Raw genomic sequence first — 17,944 nt, forward strand, 5'->3', positions numbered from 1 at the left:
CCTCAATGGCTGGCGTGGACGGTACCGTCCGCATGAACATGAACGTCGGCACGCACGCCGCTCGCCGCTTGTGCTTTCAGCACCCGATTGAGTGACGCCGCAGCCCCTTGCGCAAGAAAGAGACCGCGTGTCACACTTCCATCGTTGGCGATGACGATGTTCCTGCGATCTTCATGGAGCACATGCACCGCGATGCGGTTGAACAGATCACCATTCTGCTGGAACACGTAGGCTTCGGGCCCTTCTCGAACGACAGCCGCACTGGGCAGCACTAACACATTGGTGAGTTCCTCAACGGGAACGTGCAGGCGAACTCGCTGACCTGGCCGAAATCTCCAGACAACAAACGTTTCACCGTTTTTCGTGTAAGCTCGCGATTGATTCGTCAATGGGATAAAGAAATCGAACGTCCGGCTGGCCTCGTCGATCGAGTTCGAGAGATAGCGAATTTCGAATGTCTGATTGAGGATTGGCCAGTTCTCAGGCTCGTCTTCTGCAAACTCGACGGAGATATTCCAGCAATTCTGAGCAGCCTTCTCCAGATAGGGGGCCTCACGTTTGAACGCGTGACCTTCAAGGTAAAGTGAACTGTGATTGGCCAGAGTAATGAGCAGTTGCCCCGCCTGAACTTGCTGGCCAAGTTCGGCATTCAGTTCCTGCACCTCAAACGCGAAACCATCGGATTCATCAGCGGCTTGTTCAAACGCCGCTTGCTGAATGGTGACAAGTTGCTCTTCTGCTTTGACGCGTGGTGGTGCCACGACGTCAACGGTTGATACAAACTCTCCTCCGGCCACTCGTTCGATCTGCTCGGGATTCAAGCCGCGTGTGAGCAAGTCTTGGCGATGTGCCTGAATGACAGCTTGTTGCCGTCGCAATTCATTCTCCAAGTCAATGACCTGCTTCCCGGAGATACTTCCTTTCTCTGCCAAAGGTCTGAGACGAGCCAGTTGCTCCTCAGCAATTTGGACATCCTTGGTCGAACTGAATAGCTGCTTTTGGGTGCTTTGCAGGTATTCGCTAAACAGACGCAGTGTGAACAGTCGATCTCCGGGGCGGACGGTGTCGCCTGGAAACGCATGGACTTCTGCAACAACGCCCACCGCCGGGGATGTCACGCCACGATCAGATTGCCCTGGACGATCGACAATCGCCCCAGGAACCTGAATCGTTCGCCAATACGTTTGCGGACGTGCTGGTTTTGCGACGAGTTCGAGATTCTTACGTGCCTGAGCAGACAGCTTCAGCACTTTCGGTTCTTCAACAGGTGGAGCAGCATCCTCCACATGCGATTCTGGCGCATTCGATGCCAGCATTGGCTGCCAATAGTCACGGGTAAACCAAGCTGCGGTTGCTATCGCAGCGAGGATTACCGCGCCACCCAGTGGGCGCAGGAGTCTTGTGTATCGCATGATAATTTGATCTCGAAATCGCTGACAAAAGAGTGATCGTCGCGCCTCCGAAAATGAGAGGCCGCAGACGTTGTCGATACAGGGACTCAGAGTTTCAGACTGCGCATCGCTTCATTGACATGCGACGAGAGAACTCTGAGCAACGCTACAAAGAGGGAGCCGCCATCCTCACGAATTGAACGGAGACGGGGCTATGCGAGCGTTAGCAGCGAATCGAGAGAAACTGTAAATAGAGCGCGCAATGCGGGCGCGGAGCGACTGTCTGTCGGTGCTGCCAAGGAATACAGCCTGGCACAGTGATCGCCTGTGAAATGTCTTCACAGAGCCATGCGACACAAAAGTCCACACCAGTAATGCGAACGATCTCGCCATCACGAAAGAGCTGTTCGTCACCAGTGTAGACAGCCGTCGAATCGTGGTCCGAATGCTGCTGACTGGTGGATGGCAAAGAATCGTGGTCGTCATGCTGACCATGATGCGTATGGCCATCATGCAGATGGAAGTGTAGACGATCCGAATGACCTTCTGGCTCACCAATCAACGATCCAGCATGCGAATGAGGCACAGCGAAAACGCTCTGGCTCACCAGCAGTAGAAGGATCAGGATTGAAGAAACAGCTCGATTCATACTTGCGCAATCGCTCCGCAGAAGAAATATCTTGACGCGGAATCATACCTCCCATTTGCAGGGTGGTCAATTCCAGCTTGGGAACGGCCTTGAACGATAAGGCGAAACACTGTGGTTTCGCTGGCAACCAGCTTTGCTATTGGCCACTTAGTGCCTGTCCCCGAAGGCTGTCGTCACCATCGTAGGTCTCAATTTCGGTCAGCCCACCGCTCAACAGTAAACCATCCAGTTTCGCGTTCGCTTGGGCGAGTTGCCCCAACGCCACGACATACTTGATGTTGGCGTCGTAGAACGCCCGTCGAGTGGTTAGGACTCGCAGGAAGTCAAACTCGCCCGAATCTCGCGCCGACTGCATCAAATCCATCGCTTCTCTGGCCTTGGGAAGGATGACCTTTTCGTAACGCTGGACCGTCGCGTCCGCGACTTGATATTCACGCATCACGCGTGCCAAGTCCCGCCGGATACTCATCTGAATGCGTTCCACGTTTCTGATCGCCTCACAATACTCAGAGTGAGCTGCCTGAATGTTTCCCTGGTTTTTATTGTGAACAGGCACAGGCATGCTGAGTTGCAGGTTGATGAAGCCCTGGCCTGTTCCATTATCGTGACCGGCACCAAGCTGGCCGGTGACATTGGAGATTGGTTGGTTCTGTTGACGTTGAAGGTTTGACCTGGCCCGATCCACACGAGCCTGAGCTGCGGATAAAAGCGGACTTCTTGCAACGATCTGTGCATATTCAGTGTCCGTCTCACGCAGCTGTTCTACCGAATTGAGTTCTCCGACGAGTTCAGATTGAGCCATATCTGGGATACCGGCTAACGCAGCCAACTCATTCCAGGCCGCAGAGTAATCAAACTCCGCTTGCTGAATTGCCAAGTCGATCTCGCTCAACTGAATTTCCGATTGCAGCACATCAGGTTTCGCTCCGACACTGGCCTTCACCCGATCTTCCGAGACGGTCACGCCTTTGAGTGCGACGTCTCGAAACTCACGGGAGAGTTCAAGCCGTTGCTGAGCAGCGAGCGCTTCGTAGAACGCCAGGCGAATATCCGTGCGAAGCCGTTGCCTTTGAGTTTCGACCAGCCAGTTCATGGCGTTGACGTCGTGGCCAATCACTTGTTGGTTCCACGCCAGCTTGTCACCTCGAACAAATGTTTGCTCGACAAAGAATGAATGCTGATCTGTTCCGGCGTCTGCTAACTGTGCGCCGTTGTATCCAACGATAGGATTCGGTTTGAGGCCGACTTGAATCCGAATGCCCTGCGCTCGTGCCGCTGCTGCTGCGGCTTGTTGAATGGCGGGATTGTTGGCAAGAGCTAACTGCTCGATCGCCGCCAACGTCAGTCCGTTGTCGGCCTCGACCTTCGATGGAGTGGGGATCGGTGCCAACTCCATTGGAGCCGCAAGTTGAATGCCATCGACAGACGGCTCGTTAGTCGAATCGGCTGTGTCGATTTGGTGTCCAACGGTTTGAACAACACTTCGATGAGAATCAACCGCATCACCGATGTTGGCTAGAATTTGGGAATCGTGGGTGTCCGAAATCGGCCTCGCTGCACTGTCGTTCGTCACTGCTTGACGGGCCGTTGAGCAACCAGTCGCGAGAATCAGCAACGATACGCCGAGGGAGTAGAACGGACCTCGTGCTTTGCTCAGCGACGTACGGAAAGAGTGAACATTCGTGCCGAGTGCTATACGACGCAACGCTGCCCTTCGAGTTGTGGTGACCAACTCGCCAACCGACTTGAAACAATGCTGTAATGCCGACATCCCTGGCCTTCCGTGGGCTTGGTGAATGAACTGTCGGCACGGCTCCCGCTTTCCGTATCGGATTCTTCGCTACGCTCAAAACCGGCAAAAGTCAGGAAGAACGCGTATTCCGCGTTATCCATAACGCATCGGTCACTGAATCCTTACAACCGTCACAGTTTGAACGCATAAAGTGACCCCACCTGAACCGAGTTCGAGTTCTACGCGATGCCCCCTGACATCTATGTAGCATCCAGCTTGACATCAGTTGCGTTGTGATCAGCCGTCAAAGCTGATACCCGCGTTCCGACCGTACAAACGAGAGCATCGGCTCATCTACTCCATATCGCAGTCCTCATCAGGATCGACCGACGTATCAACCCATTCCTCGTGAGTCTCGTCGCTATACAAATCAAACAAGCGGCGATTGATCGGACGGTTTGCACGAGCTTCCTGCCGCGATTTGACTTCATCCCACAAGGACTGCGATTCCTCGCCGGACATCGAACCATGTTCAAGCAAATACAATGCGAAAGCCTGAATCATCTCGACGGTATTGGCATGACTGACGTACACGGCCGCCCGTGCGATCTGTCTTTCAAGCATATGTTGTCCAAAATCGCCGTCTGACCAAACGTAGCTGTGGGATTCGGTGGCAAGTTGCCAGTCGAACGGAAACTGTTGCACTCGTGCGATCGAGCAAGGTTCGCCCCGAAATTGCAGTTCTGAGGCAGGACCACAGAGTGCAACCGCAGTCAGGTTGTCCATCATTCGTGTGTGCTCGCTGGTTCCAGGCGGCAAACGGACTTCACGCGGCTCAACGATCGTCCGTTCGTCAATCCATTGTTTTCCCCTGGCTTCCTCGAAGATTGAATCTGGGAACTCATCGAGCGACAGTCGGAAAACAGGAAACTGAAAACCAATCGCTGCGTATGCGTGACCGGCAACGTGCCAGGCTTGTGCTTCAAGCTGCTGTGACATGACTCTCCTTCCGTAATAAATCGTTTTGGATCTCCGCTTTTTGCTCGATGTTCCGCGCGGCTCGCTGGATTCGCTCCACTTCACATTCGACGGCTTGCAGTTCGTTGTCTGTTGGAAGAAGACCTCGATGCGTCATCTCCTCGAAGTCCCACAGGTTCTTGACAATCAACCGTAGTGCTAAACGAGCCATCCCGATCGTTCGGCCTTGGACATTGCTTGACTTCAGAATCGAGATAACTGCTTCTTTGCCGAGATGCCCAGGAACTGCCGACGAAACGTCAACTCGATCATTCACGCAGTTTTTGAGACGAGTGGCAGCCAGACGAGAAAGCCGACTCAAACACTTCGACTCAGCGAGGAGCCGACGATCGCAAGTCACATCGACTCGGTGTTGAAGTTTCTCAAGGCTGCCACGTGCCCTTGCGAGGCGACTGAGTACCTCACCAAATTTCACCGTATCGAAAACCATATCGTCGGGTTGTGGGGCAATGGATCGGAACCGCCCCTCGATGACACCATTGATGCGGTGACGTTGACGCACATCCGAGGTTCGGCTGAGGAACAAGATTGCCCCACGCGACTGAGGTCGGACTGGATCAAAAAGTGCAGGCATAACTGAATGGCCGCAGTTTTCGATCAGTGTTTCGACAGCGTTTGCGAACTGAATCGCCCGCTTGAGTTTCGGGAATGTGGTCTTCGTTTGCGTTGCAATCTGTTCAGCGAGTTGCCGCGCCGGGCAATGCATTGCAAGGCTGAACCATTCGCAGAGTGGAGATTTGCTCTCCGCAGCGACTCGGCGACGGACTTCGAGAAAGCGTCTCCCGTCAAAGCATTCGCGTTGGAGTCCAGATGCCACCTTCTTCGTTCGTCGTGGTTCTTTGATGAATTCCACAAAGACTTCGGTAGAACAAATCCGAGTTGCGAGTGCCTTGCGAAAGACTGCCGTTGATGGACGATCAGGAGCGTGAAAGAAGTGGGACGGGCATTTTTCCCGGCAGTCATTGGCTCCGAACTTCGCCACGGGAACCGATGCGGTGGGCAGTTCAATCAAAGCCTTGGCCCACTGATGTTCCACGTTCGAGTCCGCATTTTCGGAATACCAGATTTCGCAGAGCAGAGCATGCTCGCGAAAATAATCGACGTTCCAGTGCATCCGCTTGCCGTCAGCATGTTGGCGTTTGTGGCGGGCCAGACGACGGTCGAGTCCACCTGGACCGCAAGCACTGCCGACATACAAATACCAACCCGGTAGAAACTTGTGCTGTGCTCCCTTTCGATCGAAGGTGATGGCGGTTTTCCGAGGCAAGTAAAAGACCAGGACATAGACTCCTGGAGATTTGGGAATGGAGTGCATAGGGCTCCCCTTATCGACCGACCGAATCGTCTTGAATCGGCCGGTCGTGAAAAGGTAGGCACTCCCTCTTGGTGAGCCAGACTTGATAGGGGACAAAATGGTGGCTGCTCTACGCAGCCGTGCGAGGCCACTCTTGACGAACCTCGCCGTCGATCACTCCATCGAGGACGATCTTGGTGCCGGAGTAATACTGCTTGTGAAACAACGCTGTGTCAGTGGCGTCGCATTGATCGCGGATACTGCGGACCCAGTCCGTTTGCATCTCGCGACGTTTGGACTTGGCCGCTTTTTCGCAGCCCGTGATCACCCAGTCGATCTTGCGAAGACGACGGCCAAATTTGATTGGGCCGAGAAGCGGCTCGGCCGAAACGAACCGTACTGCCGCTGGAATCTTCGTCAGCAGGTCGATGCGTTGCACGTAGTCCTGATTCTCGACGGTCACTCCGAGCCAGACGTTCTGGTAACCCTTGCCCCAATCAGCCGGAAGACGATCCTGGATCAACTCGGGACGTTTCGTGAGGATCAACCAGTCGAGGTGCTCGCATTCCTTGATGATCTCCCACGCTTCCAGTCGCCACGCATCTGCATCGGCGTGAAAGAAGTCAGACAAGGAACAGGTGAAGACTCGGGAGGGTGTGCCACTCTTGAGCGCCTTCCGGTTCCAGGTGAACGGGTTTCGCCACGTACCTTCCTTGGTTCGTATCGGCCCGTTGAATGGGGCATGCCCACGCAACTTCAACCATCGGGAGATGTAACAGTGTTGGCACGCGGGCGAGACTTTCTGACAACCCATCCACGGGTTCCAGGTGTGGTGAGTCCAGCCGATTTTGGAGTTCTGCATTGTGAGGGTCTTTCTCTTTTGGGTGAAACGCGAGTTGGGACTCGCGTAGAGAAACTGGTAGATGACCGGCGTCTTAGGCGAGAGGCCGGTCATGAGACCCTCTTGGTCAGGGGTGGTCGTCACACAACATCACGTTTGTGTTGTCATCGCAGTACCGCTTACTTCAAGAATCAAATTTTTACTCCCAGAGCCCTTGGTGAATCAGGATTGCCTTGGTCAGGACACGGTAGTTGAGGTAGTCGTTCCACATCGCAAAGGCCATGGGCACGAAAAGATCGTGGAGGTCGAGTTCATCCGTGACTGGAAGGTATTCATGCGCGTAAATCGGTTTGCAATCTGGTGTGGCATCAATGCCTGCTTCTTCCAGCCACTGAAACATCCAATCCTCGGATACGTTTTCAATCACGTTGCGTAGTCGGCTGGCCAGATCGTCTTCTTCGTCAATGAAATTGTTGAAATACTCGGGATTGGATGCTTTGACAATGAGCTCATCGATGTCGACGTAGCCTCCGTTACAGACCCACTGGTAGACGTGGTGTGTGATCGGATTCATGGCCAAAATGGTGGGCTGGACTTGACTGGTCTGCGTGTTCACGGTCGTCATTTGTTGTCTCCAAATATTTTTTCAATCGAGATTTGGTAGCACCGGGTTCGGTGTTGGAGACAGCTTCATACTCAATCGCTGGCGTGCGTCTTTACTCAGCTGCTCGGGGAGTTTGAGCGTTTCGTGAGAACGACACGGCATTGACGATGGAGATCGTCTCGTGAAAGTAGAGGCAAAAGCCTGACGCCATGAAGGCGAGTGGTGGCATTCCCTGGCAGAAAGTCGGCGAACTTCTTGAGTCGCGACACGGGTAATGCAGTCCCGAACACAATCAGTTCGGCGTCGCAAACGCGGCAAGTGTTTTAGCCGCAGGCCGGAGCAAATTTTGCTGGCGTATTTAGGAATACCATGGACAGTGAGAGCGATCAATAGAATCTACGAAGATATTTGAGATCACGCTGAAAATAATCGCGCACCACCAAGCTGCCTTCTGTGGGGCGTCCCCCAGGCCTGATCTACTCTGTGTGAGCGGGCAAAACCAGATTTTGGGCAAGCTAGCTAGGATGTCAGGGTATGTTCAACCGCCAGATCGCAAAGTTCAATACGCTCGCGAAGCTCACTCATGCCAAGTACGGCCTGCCTTGCAGCAATTCGGAACCGCGAAATGGCTATTCACCTCTTGCATTGGTTTTACCGCCCGAGAAGCTACGAACGGACATTTCCCAGAGGTCGAAGCCGTACTTCTCTCGAACGACTGTCATGCGCATCACATCTGTTGTTCCATCTGCAATTCTCAACCCCATGAGGTCACGGACCCGGTCTCCAAGATCTACATCACGGCTATAACCCAATGCCCCATGCGCGCGCATGGCTTCATCACAAGCCTCTAATGCAATCTCAACTCCTTCGGCCTTGATGCCATTGACGAGAGGTTCCGCAGCGTCAAAGTCGCCCCGGTCGTAGAAGCGAGCAGCCTCCCGAGCTAGTGCCAATGCCATTCGTAGTCTGGTCAGGTTTTTGCCGATCGGTTGCTGAAGGTGCGTAAAGCGTCCGATCGGACCACCGAAGACATGCCGCTGCCGGATTCGCTCAGCCATGATCTCCAGTGCCCGTTCACCACATCCAATAGCCGCCGCCGCTTGCATCAATCTCCAATAGAGGAAATGTTCCTCGAAGAGTTCTCCTCCGGAACCGTCGTCTCCAATCAAATGCTCGGGACCAACATACATGTTGTCGAACTTCAACCCGCCAAAAGAGTTACCCGTCAGTCCATGTGCGTACCGATCGACAATCTCCAATCCAGGATGATCAATCGGAAGAAGAAATGCTGTCCGATCGTTGGAGGAACCATCCGCTGATGAGGTGTAGAGAACAACGTGAGTTGCCTGTCGCAGACGGGCGTTCCATAGCTTTGAGCCGGTCAAACGAAAACCGTCGCCGTCTTTTACAGCTCGACTTTGCATGCTTTTGGTATCTGTCCCGGCATTCTCCTCGGTAATCGCGACCGCAAAGTAAGCATTTCCAGCAACCAGTTGTTTGAGCGCGACTTCAGCAACTGGCGAATCCATCTTCACTGCTGGCCGACCGTGAGCACCACCCACCACATCTCGCAGATTCAAGTTGTAACGTCCGGCGTGGCGGAATATCTCCAGCATCTGCTCAGCGCTCCAGCCACTTCCCCCAACAGATGCTGGCAAGTCCAGCCCCGGAAGACCAAAGGTGGCACCTCGTCGACGCCACTCGCGTGGCGACGTCAACTTTCCTTCCGAACGAAGTTGTTCAGCAAGCTCGTCGATCGCTGTCTTTACCTGGTTCACGGTCAACGATGGGGTTGACGGCGGCACCATTTCCGACGGGAATAGCCGTACCTTGAAAACGGTATTGAGTTCCAGAACGAGAGGGTTTGAGGACATCTGCCCAGGACTCTCAAAGTACACTCGTTTGTACTTGATCGCGGGTGAATCGCGTTTCTCGACCGTGAACTGGTAATCCTTCATCGGTTTGCCCGGATTCAAAACGCGAATCTGAGTATCGCCAAGATCCTTCAACAGCACGAAGTGCCGGCCGAGCACATTCCCACCATTCGTTGTGACGGTGTATGCAAGAATCGTTAGCTCTCCGCCCTTGATTGTAAGATCAGGCCCTTCACTGTCGGACCAGTACGGTCCGGTGTTTGCGTGGATACTGTTTCGTGCAGACACGAAATCCACTTGGACTTTATATCCAGGGATTTGGTCAGCCATCCAATCAAACAGATTGACGAATCGGTCGTTGGTAATTCGGCCTTCCTTTAGTTCGGGATGAGTCTGGAACAGTTGGAGTGCGTATTGATGAGGTTTTGGATGCAGCGGCTGGCCAGTCATCGACCGAAGCGTCTGCATGGCGATCAAAGCCGCCGAGATAGGACACGCCCCACCGCCATCGGTGTTGATCAGCGCGTCAAGTTCTCCTTGTCGAACGACCACAGGAGTGTTGTTCGAGTGCGCATCTTGAATCGCACGAATCGCATACGTCGGAGATGAAAGCACCTGGTTCGAGCCAGTCTGTGCAGCGGGGGTATCAGCCCTGACAGCAGATTGCCATGGATTGCAGCACATTGACACAAGGAAAATCAGTAAATAAGAATGCCGCGTCGCAGAAGTCGTTATATTCATTTTGAGTTCCTACTTAGGCTCGCTTATCTGATTATGGATGCTATTGGTTGTTGTTCTCACGGCACCAAACCACTTTGCTCTCGCGAAGAAAGAAGTGGCTGCGACATCCTACTTTCCGCCAAACGGATGGTGATAAAGATACAGTATTGTTTGCATTGAAAACGATTGACCACCTTGGTCTCGTGTCGGCTAACAGATTCATGAGAAGTGTTTCACCGCAGCCACATGGGCAGATCATTGCAACAAACCAGAGGTACTTTTCCTCGCCTGCTATGTAGATTGTTTCCGGTTCGATTTGATCTGGTAGCTCTTCTACATGCTCCGTCTTGAAGCGTACCGGCTTCCTTTGAAACCAACTGCAAAGCCATGCCAAGTTGCGAGAGAAGAACTTTCTCATGCCGTTTCCACCTCGCTGAGATAGGGATTATCGAGGAGGGGCACGGTGTCACCTCGCCCAACATGTTTGGAAAGCGCCTGACACGGCGCCCCATCTTCGTCCATGGGAGCAAAACGGGGGTCCGTCAAGCTGCTCCCGAACCTCGCAAACTGCTCGTTGCCTTCGACGCGAAAGGGATGCAATCTCGCGAGGATTTCCAGCATCGTCAAACTTGCATAGTGCATGTTTATACTTACAACAGCAGGACGATCTTCCTGAACTCCATGGATGTATTTGTCTTTCAGTTGAGTGGCGTAAACCTCTGGGTTCGTCCGCTTTAGCCCTTCTGCCTCAACCTGTCTCATCGTGATCACTTTTCGACTCAGCAAGCTGGAACCACCAGGTTGGAGATAGTTGACCGAACCACAAATCTGATTGATGCCACCGTGACCATCCGCATCAAGGCGAATACCGACGTCGAAGTACGGCATGCAGTAGAAAGTTGCCAGTTTGTTCAGCAGCCAGCGTCCTTCAGCACTATCCATACATCCCACGACAACATCACATTCAGCAACACGCCTGATGATCGCCGGTTCGCAAAGATTGTGTGGCAACGCCTCAACGACCGTTCCCAGCGCGACCGATTTGATCCACTTCTCGGCAACCTCCACCTTGAGTTGCCCGATGTCGCTCTTTCGCGCAAATGTAATGCGGTTTAGGTTTTTCTCGTCGATGCGATCGGGATCAACCAAAACAAGATGGCCGACATTGTGCCTCATCAGCATTTCAAGCATCGGGCTGCCGGTGCCCGAACAGCCGACAACAGCAACAGAAAGTTGACGCAGCAATCCCGTTGTCCCAGCGCCGAATGCCTGCGCGTTGCGCCAAGCGAACCCTGGCATGTCATCGGATTTCACATCCGACGCGAACCAAAAGTTGAGATCGTCGCCGACAACGGACAATACGTCGATCGGCTCGAGTCGTTCTTCGGGCGTCATCCAGCGACCGAACAACGATCCGTCAGGTAAAACGCAAACGCTACCATGGGGTAAATCAGAATCCGTCCACGCTTGGACGGAAGCGAGCAGTTCGCGATCCGAAACATCATCGGTGGGGGAAAATCTGGCAAGGCCACAGGGATGGCTGTGAAACTTGATAACAGTCAGCCTTTTGTCAGTCGTTTCGCGGAGGATCGGGGCAAACGCATCAGTTTCCCAAGTAACGCAATCGTGCCGCCGAACAGGACACTTTTCGTATGGGATCGTATGAATCGCGCGCACGCTCAACGCGTGGACACTGTTCCCGTTCCGGCGACCGCAGAGCGCAAATGCCACCGCTTCCTTACCATCGCCTGGGTACAAATGGGACATTAGCAGTTCATGTTGTCGCCCCGTCATTCGCAACTTGGTTTTCATCGGTCAAACTCCCTCGCCAGCCAGTGGTCCACCAGCGTCAAGTGCGTTGAAATATCATCTACGCCGACGCGCCACGGATTGGCAGATGTGTAGTGTCTTGACCATCGTTGCCACGGCTCCCCAGCAACACTGTGGTTGGAAACGGCAGGAATCTTCTTGCCGTCTGACCGCTGCAAATCGGGTCGAAAATAGACCATGTCCAACGCGGCCTCTGGATACGCGCTGGGGATCAAGAGCAGGGCCGAAACCTTCGGATGGTTGTAGCCCTCAGGAAGAGCCCAATCGTGGACGAGAAGGCATCGCTGCTTCCCGTCCACGATGGTTTCCCACGGCAGACCCCGTCCGTTCAAATGCTGCTCGTCCCACTCAGGAAGACGGAAATCTCGCCGCATGACTCAGCCCTCCGTTTGATCTAGGGGCAGGGTCATAAAACGCTCGACGCCGCGTCTGGTGAAATCGGCGACGTCATCCAAACCAATCGTTTCGGTTTGGCCACCTCGCAGCTTTTGCGAGATAGTGAACTGTTCGGGCGGTGTTTTCCCCGCGAGAACCAGCAGTGCCCGCCCCGTCATCTCGGGAACTTCTACGACGTAGCGTTCCTTGTCGATACGGATACGGTAGCGGCGTGCTTTGGGCGGTTTTCGGCCCGCCTTTCCGCATTCTTCGACATCCAGCAGGTCAACGACATTATCATCGTCAACTTCGGCAGTCTGATGTTCAGACATAGCTCAAATCTCCTCGCAGAAACACGGTCTGCGAACCGCCGCCAGCATTCTGATTGAAACGGACTGCGAGAAGAGCTACGCTACGAAGTAGCGGCTGGCGGGACTTCGCGCTGGTCACTAACTCAGCCGTTTCGCAGCTTGTCGCCAAACTTGCCTGCGATGCGGCTATTTTCTTTCGGGAATGCCGTGAAGCAATTCCGACCGCTTTTGCTTTCCTCTTCACCCTAATACTCGCACGCCCCGGAAAATCGAACCATGGAAGTTCGAGTTTTTCCTCAGTCGTCCTCGTCGGCATCATCTTCTTCAGCCACCAGGAAGGTGACCGCGTAGCCGGATTGCCCAAAGATCAGAATCTCCTCCCAGAGATCGTGCGGCGGTTTGCCCTCGAACCAAATCTCGGAATCGACACAGCCCTTCGCCGACCGTTGTTGCGCGGCAAGTGCATTCTTGGAAATCGTTCCGGTTGGAACGTCAGACCCTCGTTCGACCCATCCGAGTCTCAATGCTCGCATAGAATCTGACGTAAAGCTGAAACGCACTCGACCGTTCTCTGTCAGCACGGCGCAACACGGTTCAAAATCGAGCTGAACGTAGCGTATCACGGTGCTGAGTACTGAAGTCTCAAATTGGTCGTTCGCCAAGTCCGCCAGGTCTTGAAGAGAACATCCGCCGCGATGCCTTTTTGCAAAGTCGTTCATCGCATGTCGTGGCATCAAGAGTGCCGCAGCAAACTGATCGGCTTGGCGTTCCAGTGGCTTTTCAGACACAAACCCGGCGCGGGAACCGTGCCAGAAACCCGACAGCAAGTACTCACGATGGGCGGGGATGTAAAAATGTCCCAACTCGTGAGCGATCGAAAATCGAACACGCCCCATTGGCCGCAACCCTGGTGAGGCTTCGGCGTAAAACAAATAGAATCCGCTTCGGTCATGTTGCTTTCGGTACTCAAGTCGGCCATCGAAACAGTCATCGTAAGTACCTGGTAGGACCTTGATTTGCTCCTCCGCTGCGATCTTGAACGGATCGACCGGCGTATCACAAATCTCATGACCAGCGCGAACTTCGTCGGCAAGTTGTTCGAGCTCAAGCGGTTTCACTGCTCCTCGGCTCCCTCGTCATCCGCATCTTCCAGTTCACGCAACTTTCGCTCCATCTCCTCGCGTGCCGCGTCGGTGAGATTGTCCTCGTCACCTCGATTCATCGCCGATGCCAGTTCTTCATCGTGAAGTGTTTCGGATTCTTTCCAAATTGACGTCGCCTTAGATTCTCGTGTCCCACTCATTACTCGCTCCACGAAATCATCTCCCAGCTTCTCCAGCACCTGACGATCTTCGGCTGTCAAAAACCGTTTGGCTTTCTTCAACGCTTCCATATCCAGATCGCCAGAATCCTCCTGCCGGAAAGCTGCGGCAATGAGAGCGTCGAGCGCCTGATCCTCACGGTCCAGTTCGCTGTTCATAGCTCACCTTGCTTTCCAAAGTTGTACCCTTTGTCTACCAGCAACTTCCTGACCTTCGCTCTTGCCTCCTGCAACGCACGCTTCACGGCTGCCAGAGTTTCCGGCTTGCCGGCCCTTTCGGACACAAGGCGTTGCAGTTCTGGCATTGAAGCCGTTTCGGGAAAGTCGCCTACGAAAACATCCATGACAAGTTTTTGGCGATTCGGGAGCTGACTAATTGCCTTTCGGATCAACTCCATCACCTCACAACGTTCAAGCTGATTGAGTTCACTCCACGTACCTCCAATCTTGGTGTTCCTGAGAAATCCACCGACCGCGTCGACCAGCCGATCTCTGGCATCCTGACGACGCAGACGGTCAGTCGCACGCCGAAATGCAATCGCGCGAAGAAACGGAAGAAGTGGTTGCTCAGGATCGAAATCCTTCGCTTCGAGAATGCCGGTGATGACATCAGCCCAAACCTCTTCAAGATCTGCTGACTGCAATCCCGGAAACCGCTCACGCAGCCACCCGCAGATTCCGAAACGCAGGTGATGGTGGATCAACTCGATCCCTTCCTTCACTTCGTCTTCGGAACCGTCAAGCAAAAGGCGGACGTATTCCTCATCAAACGGTTCACACACTATCACCTGCACTCCCAAACGCCTGTGAGATGATTCTCTGCCCACAAATACTGGAATGGGTCTAAGGTTGGCGACGTCTCCCGCATCTCTTCGCCAAGATCAAACTCGCAGTGACCACCAAATCGAACCACACTTTCTTTCAAAAAATCAACTTTTTTGACTTCAGTTCTTAGGCACCCAACTTGGCCCCATCATCCATCAACCCAGCTTCACGTTGTCGTCTAGTCCCAGTTCCTTCAGGCCTGAGCGTGCTTCGTCAGCCTTGGATTGCCCTTGCTCGCCGTCAGCGGGGACCTCAAACGATACTTTCAACCTCAGCCCATCACTTGACGCAAATCGGCTGAGCACTTTTGTATAAAAGTTCATCCATTTTTGAGGCGGTACGGTTCCCTCCCAGCGAATCGCCTTTTGACTTGGTGGTAGATCATCACCTGGCCCTGACCCGCCTCCAGTCGTCTCTTGCGGCTTCACGATCCGGACTTCAGCAATGGCTTCCAGACCCTCTGATTCGGCTTTTATGGTAAACAAGCCACCTTCATTGTCGCTGCTCGCCTTGTAGAGTCCGTCGGGTGTGATCTCGCCACCCGACGAAGTCCATTTTGTGGTTGGGATCGAACACGCTTCGCCGTACTGATCGACTCCCGAGCAGGAAAACGATGCTTGCTCGCCGGGCTTCAACGTAACGTCAGTGGGGCGGATAGTGATGCGATCCAATCTTGGTGGCTCACGGAGCTTCTGGGCGTCCTCCGCTCTGAGAATAAAAACATCCTCCGCAATCTCGACATCACTTTCAGCGAGACTCTCGTCGAAATGGAGAAGCTTGAACTGGCCGCTACTTTGTTTGACCGCGTATCCCAGTGTGCCGTGACTGACCCCATCAGCGATCGTCCGCTTGATAGTGTCGGCATCGAGCAGCCGAGGAAGTTGTGGCGATGAATAGAATGCATCACGGACTCCCTTTGTGGACCACTCCGTCAATGCGGGCGGCCAATACTTCAGCAACTTATTGGCACCCACACCTGAGGTGATTTCATCTGTCCGGCTCAACTCGTTGACATACAACTCAACAAGGTTGCTAGCCTGGCTCGACGTGATCTGGCCGAGGTCGATCTGTCGCAGTTTGTTGTCTTTGCCGAGCAGATAAAGATAGCGGTACGTTCGCCAGATGGCCTCTTTCATATCGGACTTAGCACGCCCGAGGTTCTTCTTCAGAAGACGCTCCTGACCTTCATCCAACTGTTTGCGCGTATCGGTGTCGTCTTCGATCGCCTCCCAGGCCAATACATCGCGTGTAGCATCGTGGATCGCGTCGGAGCCATCTGGGACGGCAAACAGTAAGGCTGATTTGTAGGTCCGGCCAGATGTACCACACTCACGCACAATCGTTTCAAGCAACTTTTCAGTCGCACGATCGCCCACCAGATGATCCAGTCCCATCACAGCCAGTGTCAGGACGGGACGATTCGGGACATCATTGCTGCGTTCAGGAAAGAATCGACGGTCGAGAGCTTTGGTTCCCTTATTGAAGAGATCCTGTGTGTCCTGCTTGATACGTTCGCTGATCTCTTTCCCCTGAACAGCACCACGGCGGGTGACCAGAATCTGATTCAGGTTGGGAGTCAGTCCAAAGCGGTAGTGGTTTTTGTCCCAGTTGAGGTAGTAACAACTCCCCACCAATCCTTCGAGCACATTTTCGACGTCGACCATATTGAGGTCAGGGGTGCCCACAGCAGCCCGTATTTCCGGGAGTGTTGCGACCGCCTTCGATTGGCTCATGCCGCCGTTCGACTCAAAGAAGATCGCCGAGGCAACCTTCCGGTGCAGGTTCGACTTCTTGATTGCGTCAGATGCTTCACGATCCAGGCGAACCGCGTGGGCATCCTTCTTTCCAGCAATATCCGTTGTGAGCGGAACTTCAAGTTCGTTGGAACCAAGTTGCTCGAACATGGCGGAACGGAAAATCGGGTCTTCCAGAGGAGCGGAACCGAGTGTAATCAACGGTTCACGCATCGCTTTGCGGTGTTCGTCCTGATATGCATGGGCCACCCACAACGCCAGCAACCGCAGAATGCCGCGTGTCCGTTGAAAGCGGGGCAGGCTCTGCCACTTCCGCTCAAAGACGGACAACACAGAGGGATGGAATGGATAGCAGGTCTTGAACAACTCGTGGGCCGTATCGGAATCAATCCCGCTCAGTTCCTGGGCATGGTCGACAGCCCAGTCGGCATATGCGGTCGCCACTTTCTTAGCCTCGGTGTCAAACAAGTCCCATTCAAACAGTCTGCGCCGAATGATTTCGGCAATCTCGGCATCGGCCGACATCATGATCGCCTTGCCCAGGCGATCGAGCAGCTTCTTCAGGGATTGGAAATCCCGGACATCTTCGGGGGACATCTCCAGGTCTTCGGAAGCCGGAATCGACACACACACCACGACGTTGTTGTGAGCGCGAGCTTCTTCACACAGGCTTTGCAGAAAGACGAAGAACTGATCACGCATTTCCAGCTTGCGTGCCCGACTGATGTAGTTCATCAGCTCGTCGATGAGAATCAGAGCGGGCTCGCTCCCCAATAACTTCTGCAACACATCGCCACCGGGAGCGATCCCTTTGGCGTCGTGCTCAGCAACAAGGTCGAAACCTTCCTGACCACGCAGTTGCCAGGCGATCTCGCCCCAGGGAGTCTTGCGAACAGGTTCTCCGTCCCCCCCTCGCCCCTGAATGGCGTCGAACTCTGTTCCCACAAAAACAGCTACACGGGCTTTGGGCACTTGGGAAATCTGAGCTTTGGCCAGAATCCGCTCGACACCCTTATAGGATTTCGCTTTTTCTCCACAGGTCGCCAGATGCCACAACGTTGTCAGTGAGTGGGTTTTCCCACCGCCAAACTGAGTCGCCATATTGAAGACAGCCGAGGTCTCAACCTGAACCCCGGATAGTCTGCGCACAACCTGTGATGACAGGTCCAAAAGGCTGCCCGTCAAGAATGTTCGCTCGAAGAACCTCGCTGGTTCAATGTAGTCAGGCGAGACGTTGTCCCGCTTCTGCCGAATATGATCCAGATGGACCGCAAACTCAGAGGCATCCATCGGTCGATTCTCCCGCAAATCTTCGCGGGGCGTAACTACTTGATACCAGGGTTTCAGCTTCGCCATGTTGTTATCCTTGATGCCGCTCAGACGGC

General features: G+C 53.9%; 17 protein-coding genes. All 17 read right to left on the minus strand.

Annotation, left to right across the window (positions count from 1 at the left end; translation table 11 throughout):
• Window positions 1-2: 2 nt before the first annotated feature.
• Window positions 3-1,412 carry an efflux RND transporter periplasmic adaptor subunit gene (locus Mal48_RS14870; protein ID WP_145201053.1) on the minus strand — a complete coding sequence of 470 codons (1,410 nt, stop codon included), beginning with the start codon at window positions 1,410-1,412 and terminating at the stop codon, window positions 3-5.
• 202 nt (window positions 1,413-1,614) lie between these two features.
• A complete protein-coding gene (locus tag Mal48_RS14875) occupies window positions 1,615-1,977 on the minus strand; it encodes a hypothetical protein (protein ID WP_145201056.1) in 363 nt (120 codons plus the stop codon).
• 199 nt (window positions 1,978-2,176) lie between these two features.
• The gene (locus Mal48_RS14880) at window positions 2,177-3,745 is read right to left on the minus strand and encodes a TolC family protein (RefSeq protein WP_231739608.1); all 1,569 of its coding nucleotides are present in this window, start codon (window positions 3,743-3,745) and stop codon (window positions 2,177-2,179) included.
• On the minus strand, window positions 3,733-3,933 hold the full coding sequence (locus tag Mal48_RS23600) for a hypothetical protein (protein ID WP_231739611.1): 201 nt from the start codon (window positions 3,931-3,933) through the stop codon (window positions 3,733-3,735). Before Mal48_RS23600 ends, Mal48_RS14880 begins: the two co-directional genes overlap by 13 nt.
• A 193-nt stretch (window positions 3,934-4,126) precedes the next feature.
• Complete coding sequence (locus Mal48_RS14885; protein ID WP_145201062.1) at window positions 4,127-4,771, minus strand: hypothetical protein; 645 nt, start codon at window positions 4,769-4,771, stop codon at window positions 4,127-4,129.
• Window positions 4,755-6,125, minus strand: coding sequence for a GIY-YIG nuclease family protein (locus tag Mal48_RS14890; protein WP_145201065.1), 1,371 nt, complete (start codon window positions 6,123-6,125; stop codon window positions 4,755-4,757). Before Mal48_RS14890 ends, Mal48_RS14885 begins: the two co-directional genes overlap by 17 nt.
• A 109-nt stretch (window positions 6,126-6,234) precedes the next feature.
• Window positions 6,235-7,059: a DUF5131 family protein gene (locus Mal48_RS14895; protein WP_145201068.1), complete on the minus strand. Its 825-nt coding sequence runs from the start codon at window positions 7,057-7,059 to the stop codon at window positions 6,235-6,237.
• A gap of 85 nt (window positions 7,060-7,144) precedes the next feature.
• Window positions 7,145-7,570: a hypothetical protein gene (locus Mal48_RS14900; RefSeq protein ID WP_145201071.1), complete on the minus strand. Its 426-nt coding sequence runs from the start codon at window positions 7,568-7,570 to the stop codon at window positions 7,145-7,147.
• Between the two features lie 608 nt (window positions 7,571-8,178).
• Complete coding sequence (locus Mal48_RS14905; protein ID WP_145201074.1) at window positions 8,179-10,164, minus strand: acyl-CoA dehydrogenase family protein; 1,986 nt, start codon at window positions 10,162-10,164, stop codon at window positions 8,179-8,181.
• Window positions 10,165-10,204: 40 nt separating this feature from the next.
• A complete protein-coding gene (locus Mal48_RS23895) occupies window positions 10,205-10,561 on the minus strand; it encodes a DUF6527 family protein (RefSeq protein WP_391600824.1) in 357 nt (118 codons plus the stop codon).
• Window positions 10,558-11,955 carry a ThiF family adenylyltransferase gene (locus Mal48_RS14910; protein WP_145201077.1) on the minus strand — a complete coding sequence of 466 codons (1,398 nt, stop codon included), beginning with the start codon at window positions 11,953-11,955 and terminating at the stop codon, window positions 10,558-10,560. Before Mal48_RS14910 ends, Mal48_RS23895 begins: the two co-directional genes overlap by 4 nt.
• The gene (locus Mal48_RS14915) at window positions 11,952-12,347 is read right to left on the minus strand and encodes an E2/UBC family protein (protein WP_145201080.1); all 396 of its coding nucleotides are present in this window, start codon (window positions 12,345-12,347) and stop codon (window positions 11,952-11,954) included. The genes Mal48_RS14910 and Mal48_RS14915 overlap by 4 nt, the downstream gene beginning before the upstream one ends.
• A gap of 3 nt (window positions 12,348-12,350) precedes the next feature.
• Complete coding sequence (locus Mal48_RS14920) at window positions 12,351-12,680, minus strand: multiubiquitin domain-containing protein (protein WP_145201083.1); 330 nt, start codon at window positions 12,678-12,680, stop codon at window positions 12,351-12,353.
• Window positions 12,681-12,955: 275 nt separating this feature from the next.
• Window positions 12,956-13,777 carry an ImmA/IrrE family metallo-endopeptidase gene (locus Mal48_RS14925; protein ID WP_145201086.1) on the minus strand — a complete coding sequence of 274 codons (822 nt, stop codon included), beginning with the start codon at window positions 13,775-13,777 and terminating at the stop codon, window positions 12,956-12,958.
• Window positions 13,774-14,139 (minus strand): hypothetical protein, encoded by a 366-nt coding sequence (locus tag Mal48_RS14930; protein ID WP_145201089.1) that lies wholly within the window; start codon window positions 14,137-14,139, stop codon window positions 13,774-13,776. The genes Mal48_RS14925 and Mal48_RS14930 overlap by 4 nt, the downstream gene beginning before the upstream one ends.
• Complete coding sequence (locus Mal48_RS14935; protein ID WP_197441729.1) at window positions 14,136-14,768, minus strand: RNA polymerase sigma factor; 633 nt, start codon at window positions 14,766-14,768, stop codon at window positions 14,136-14,138. Before Mal48_RS14935 ends, Mal48_RS14930 begins: the two co-directional genes overlap by 4 nt.
• A gap of 192 nt (window positions 14,769-14,960) precedes the next feature.
• Window positions 14,961-17,915 carry an ATP-binding protein gene (locus Mal48_RS14940; protein ID WP_145201095.1) on the minus strand — a complete coding sequence of 985 codons (2,955 nt, stop codon included), beginning with the start codon at window positions 17,913-17,915 and terminating at the stop codon, window positions 14,961-14,963.
• Window positions 17,916-17,944 lie beyond the last annotated feature (29 nt).

This window comes from Thalassoglobus polymorphus (genome assembly GCF_007744255.1).
GTDB classification, from domain to species: Bacteria; Planctomycetota; Planctomycetia; order Planctomycetales; family Planctomycetaceae; genus Thalassoglobus; species Thalassoglobus polymorphus.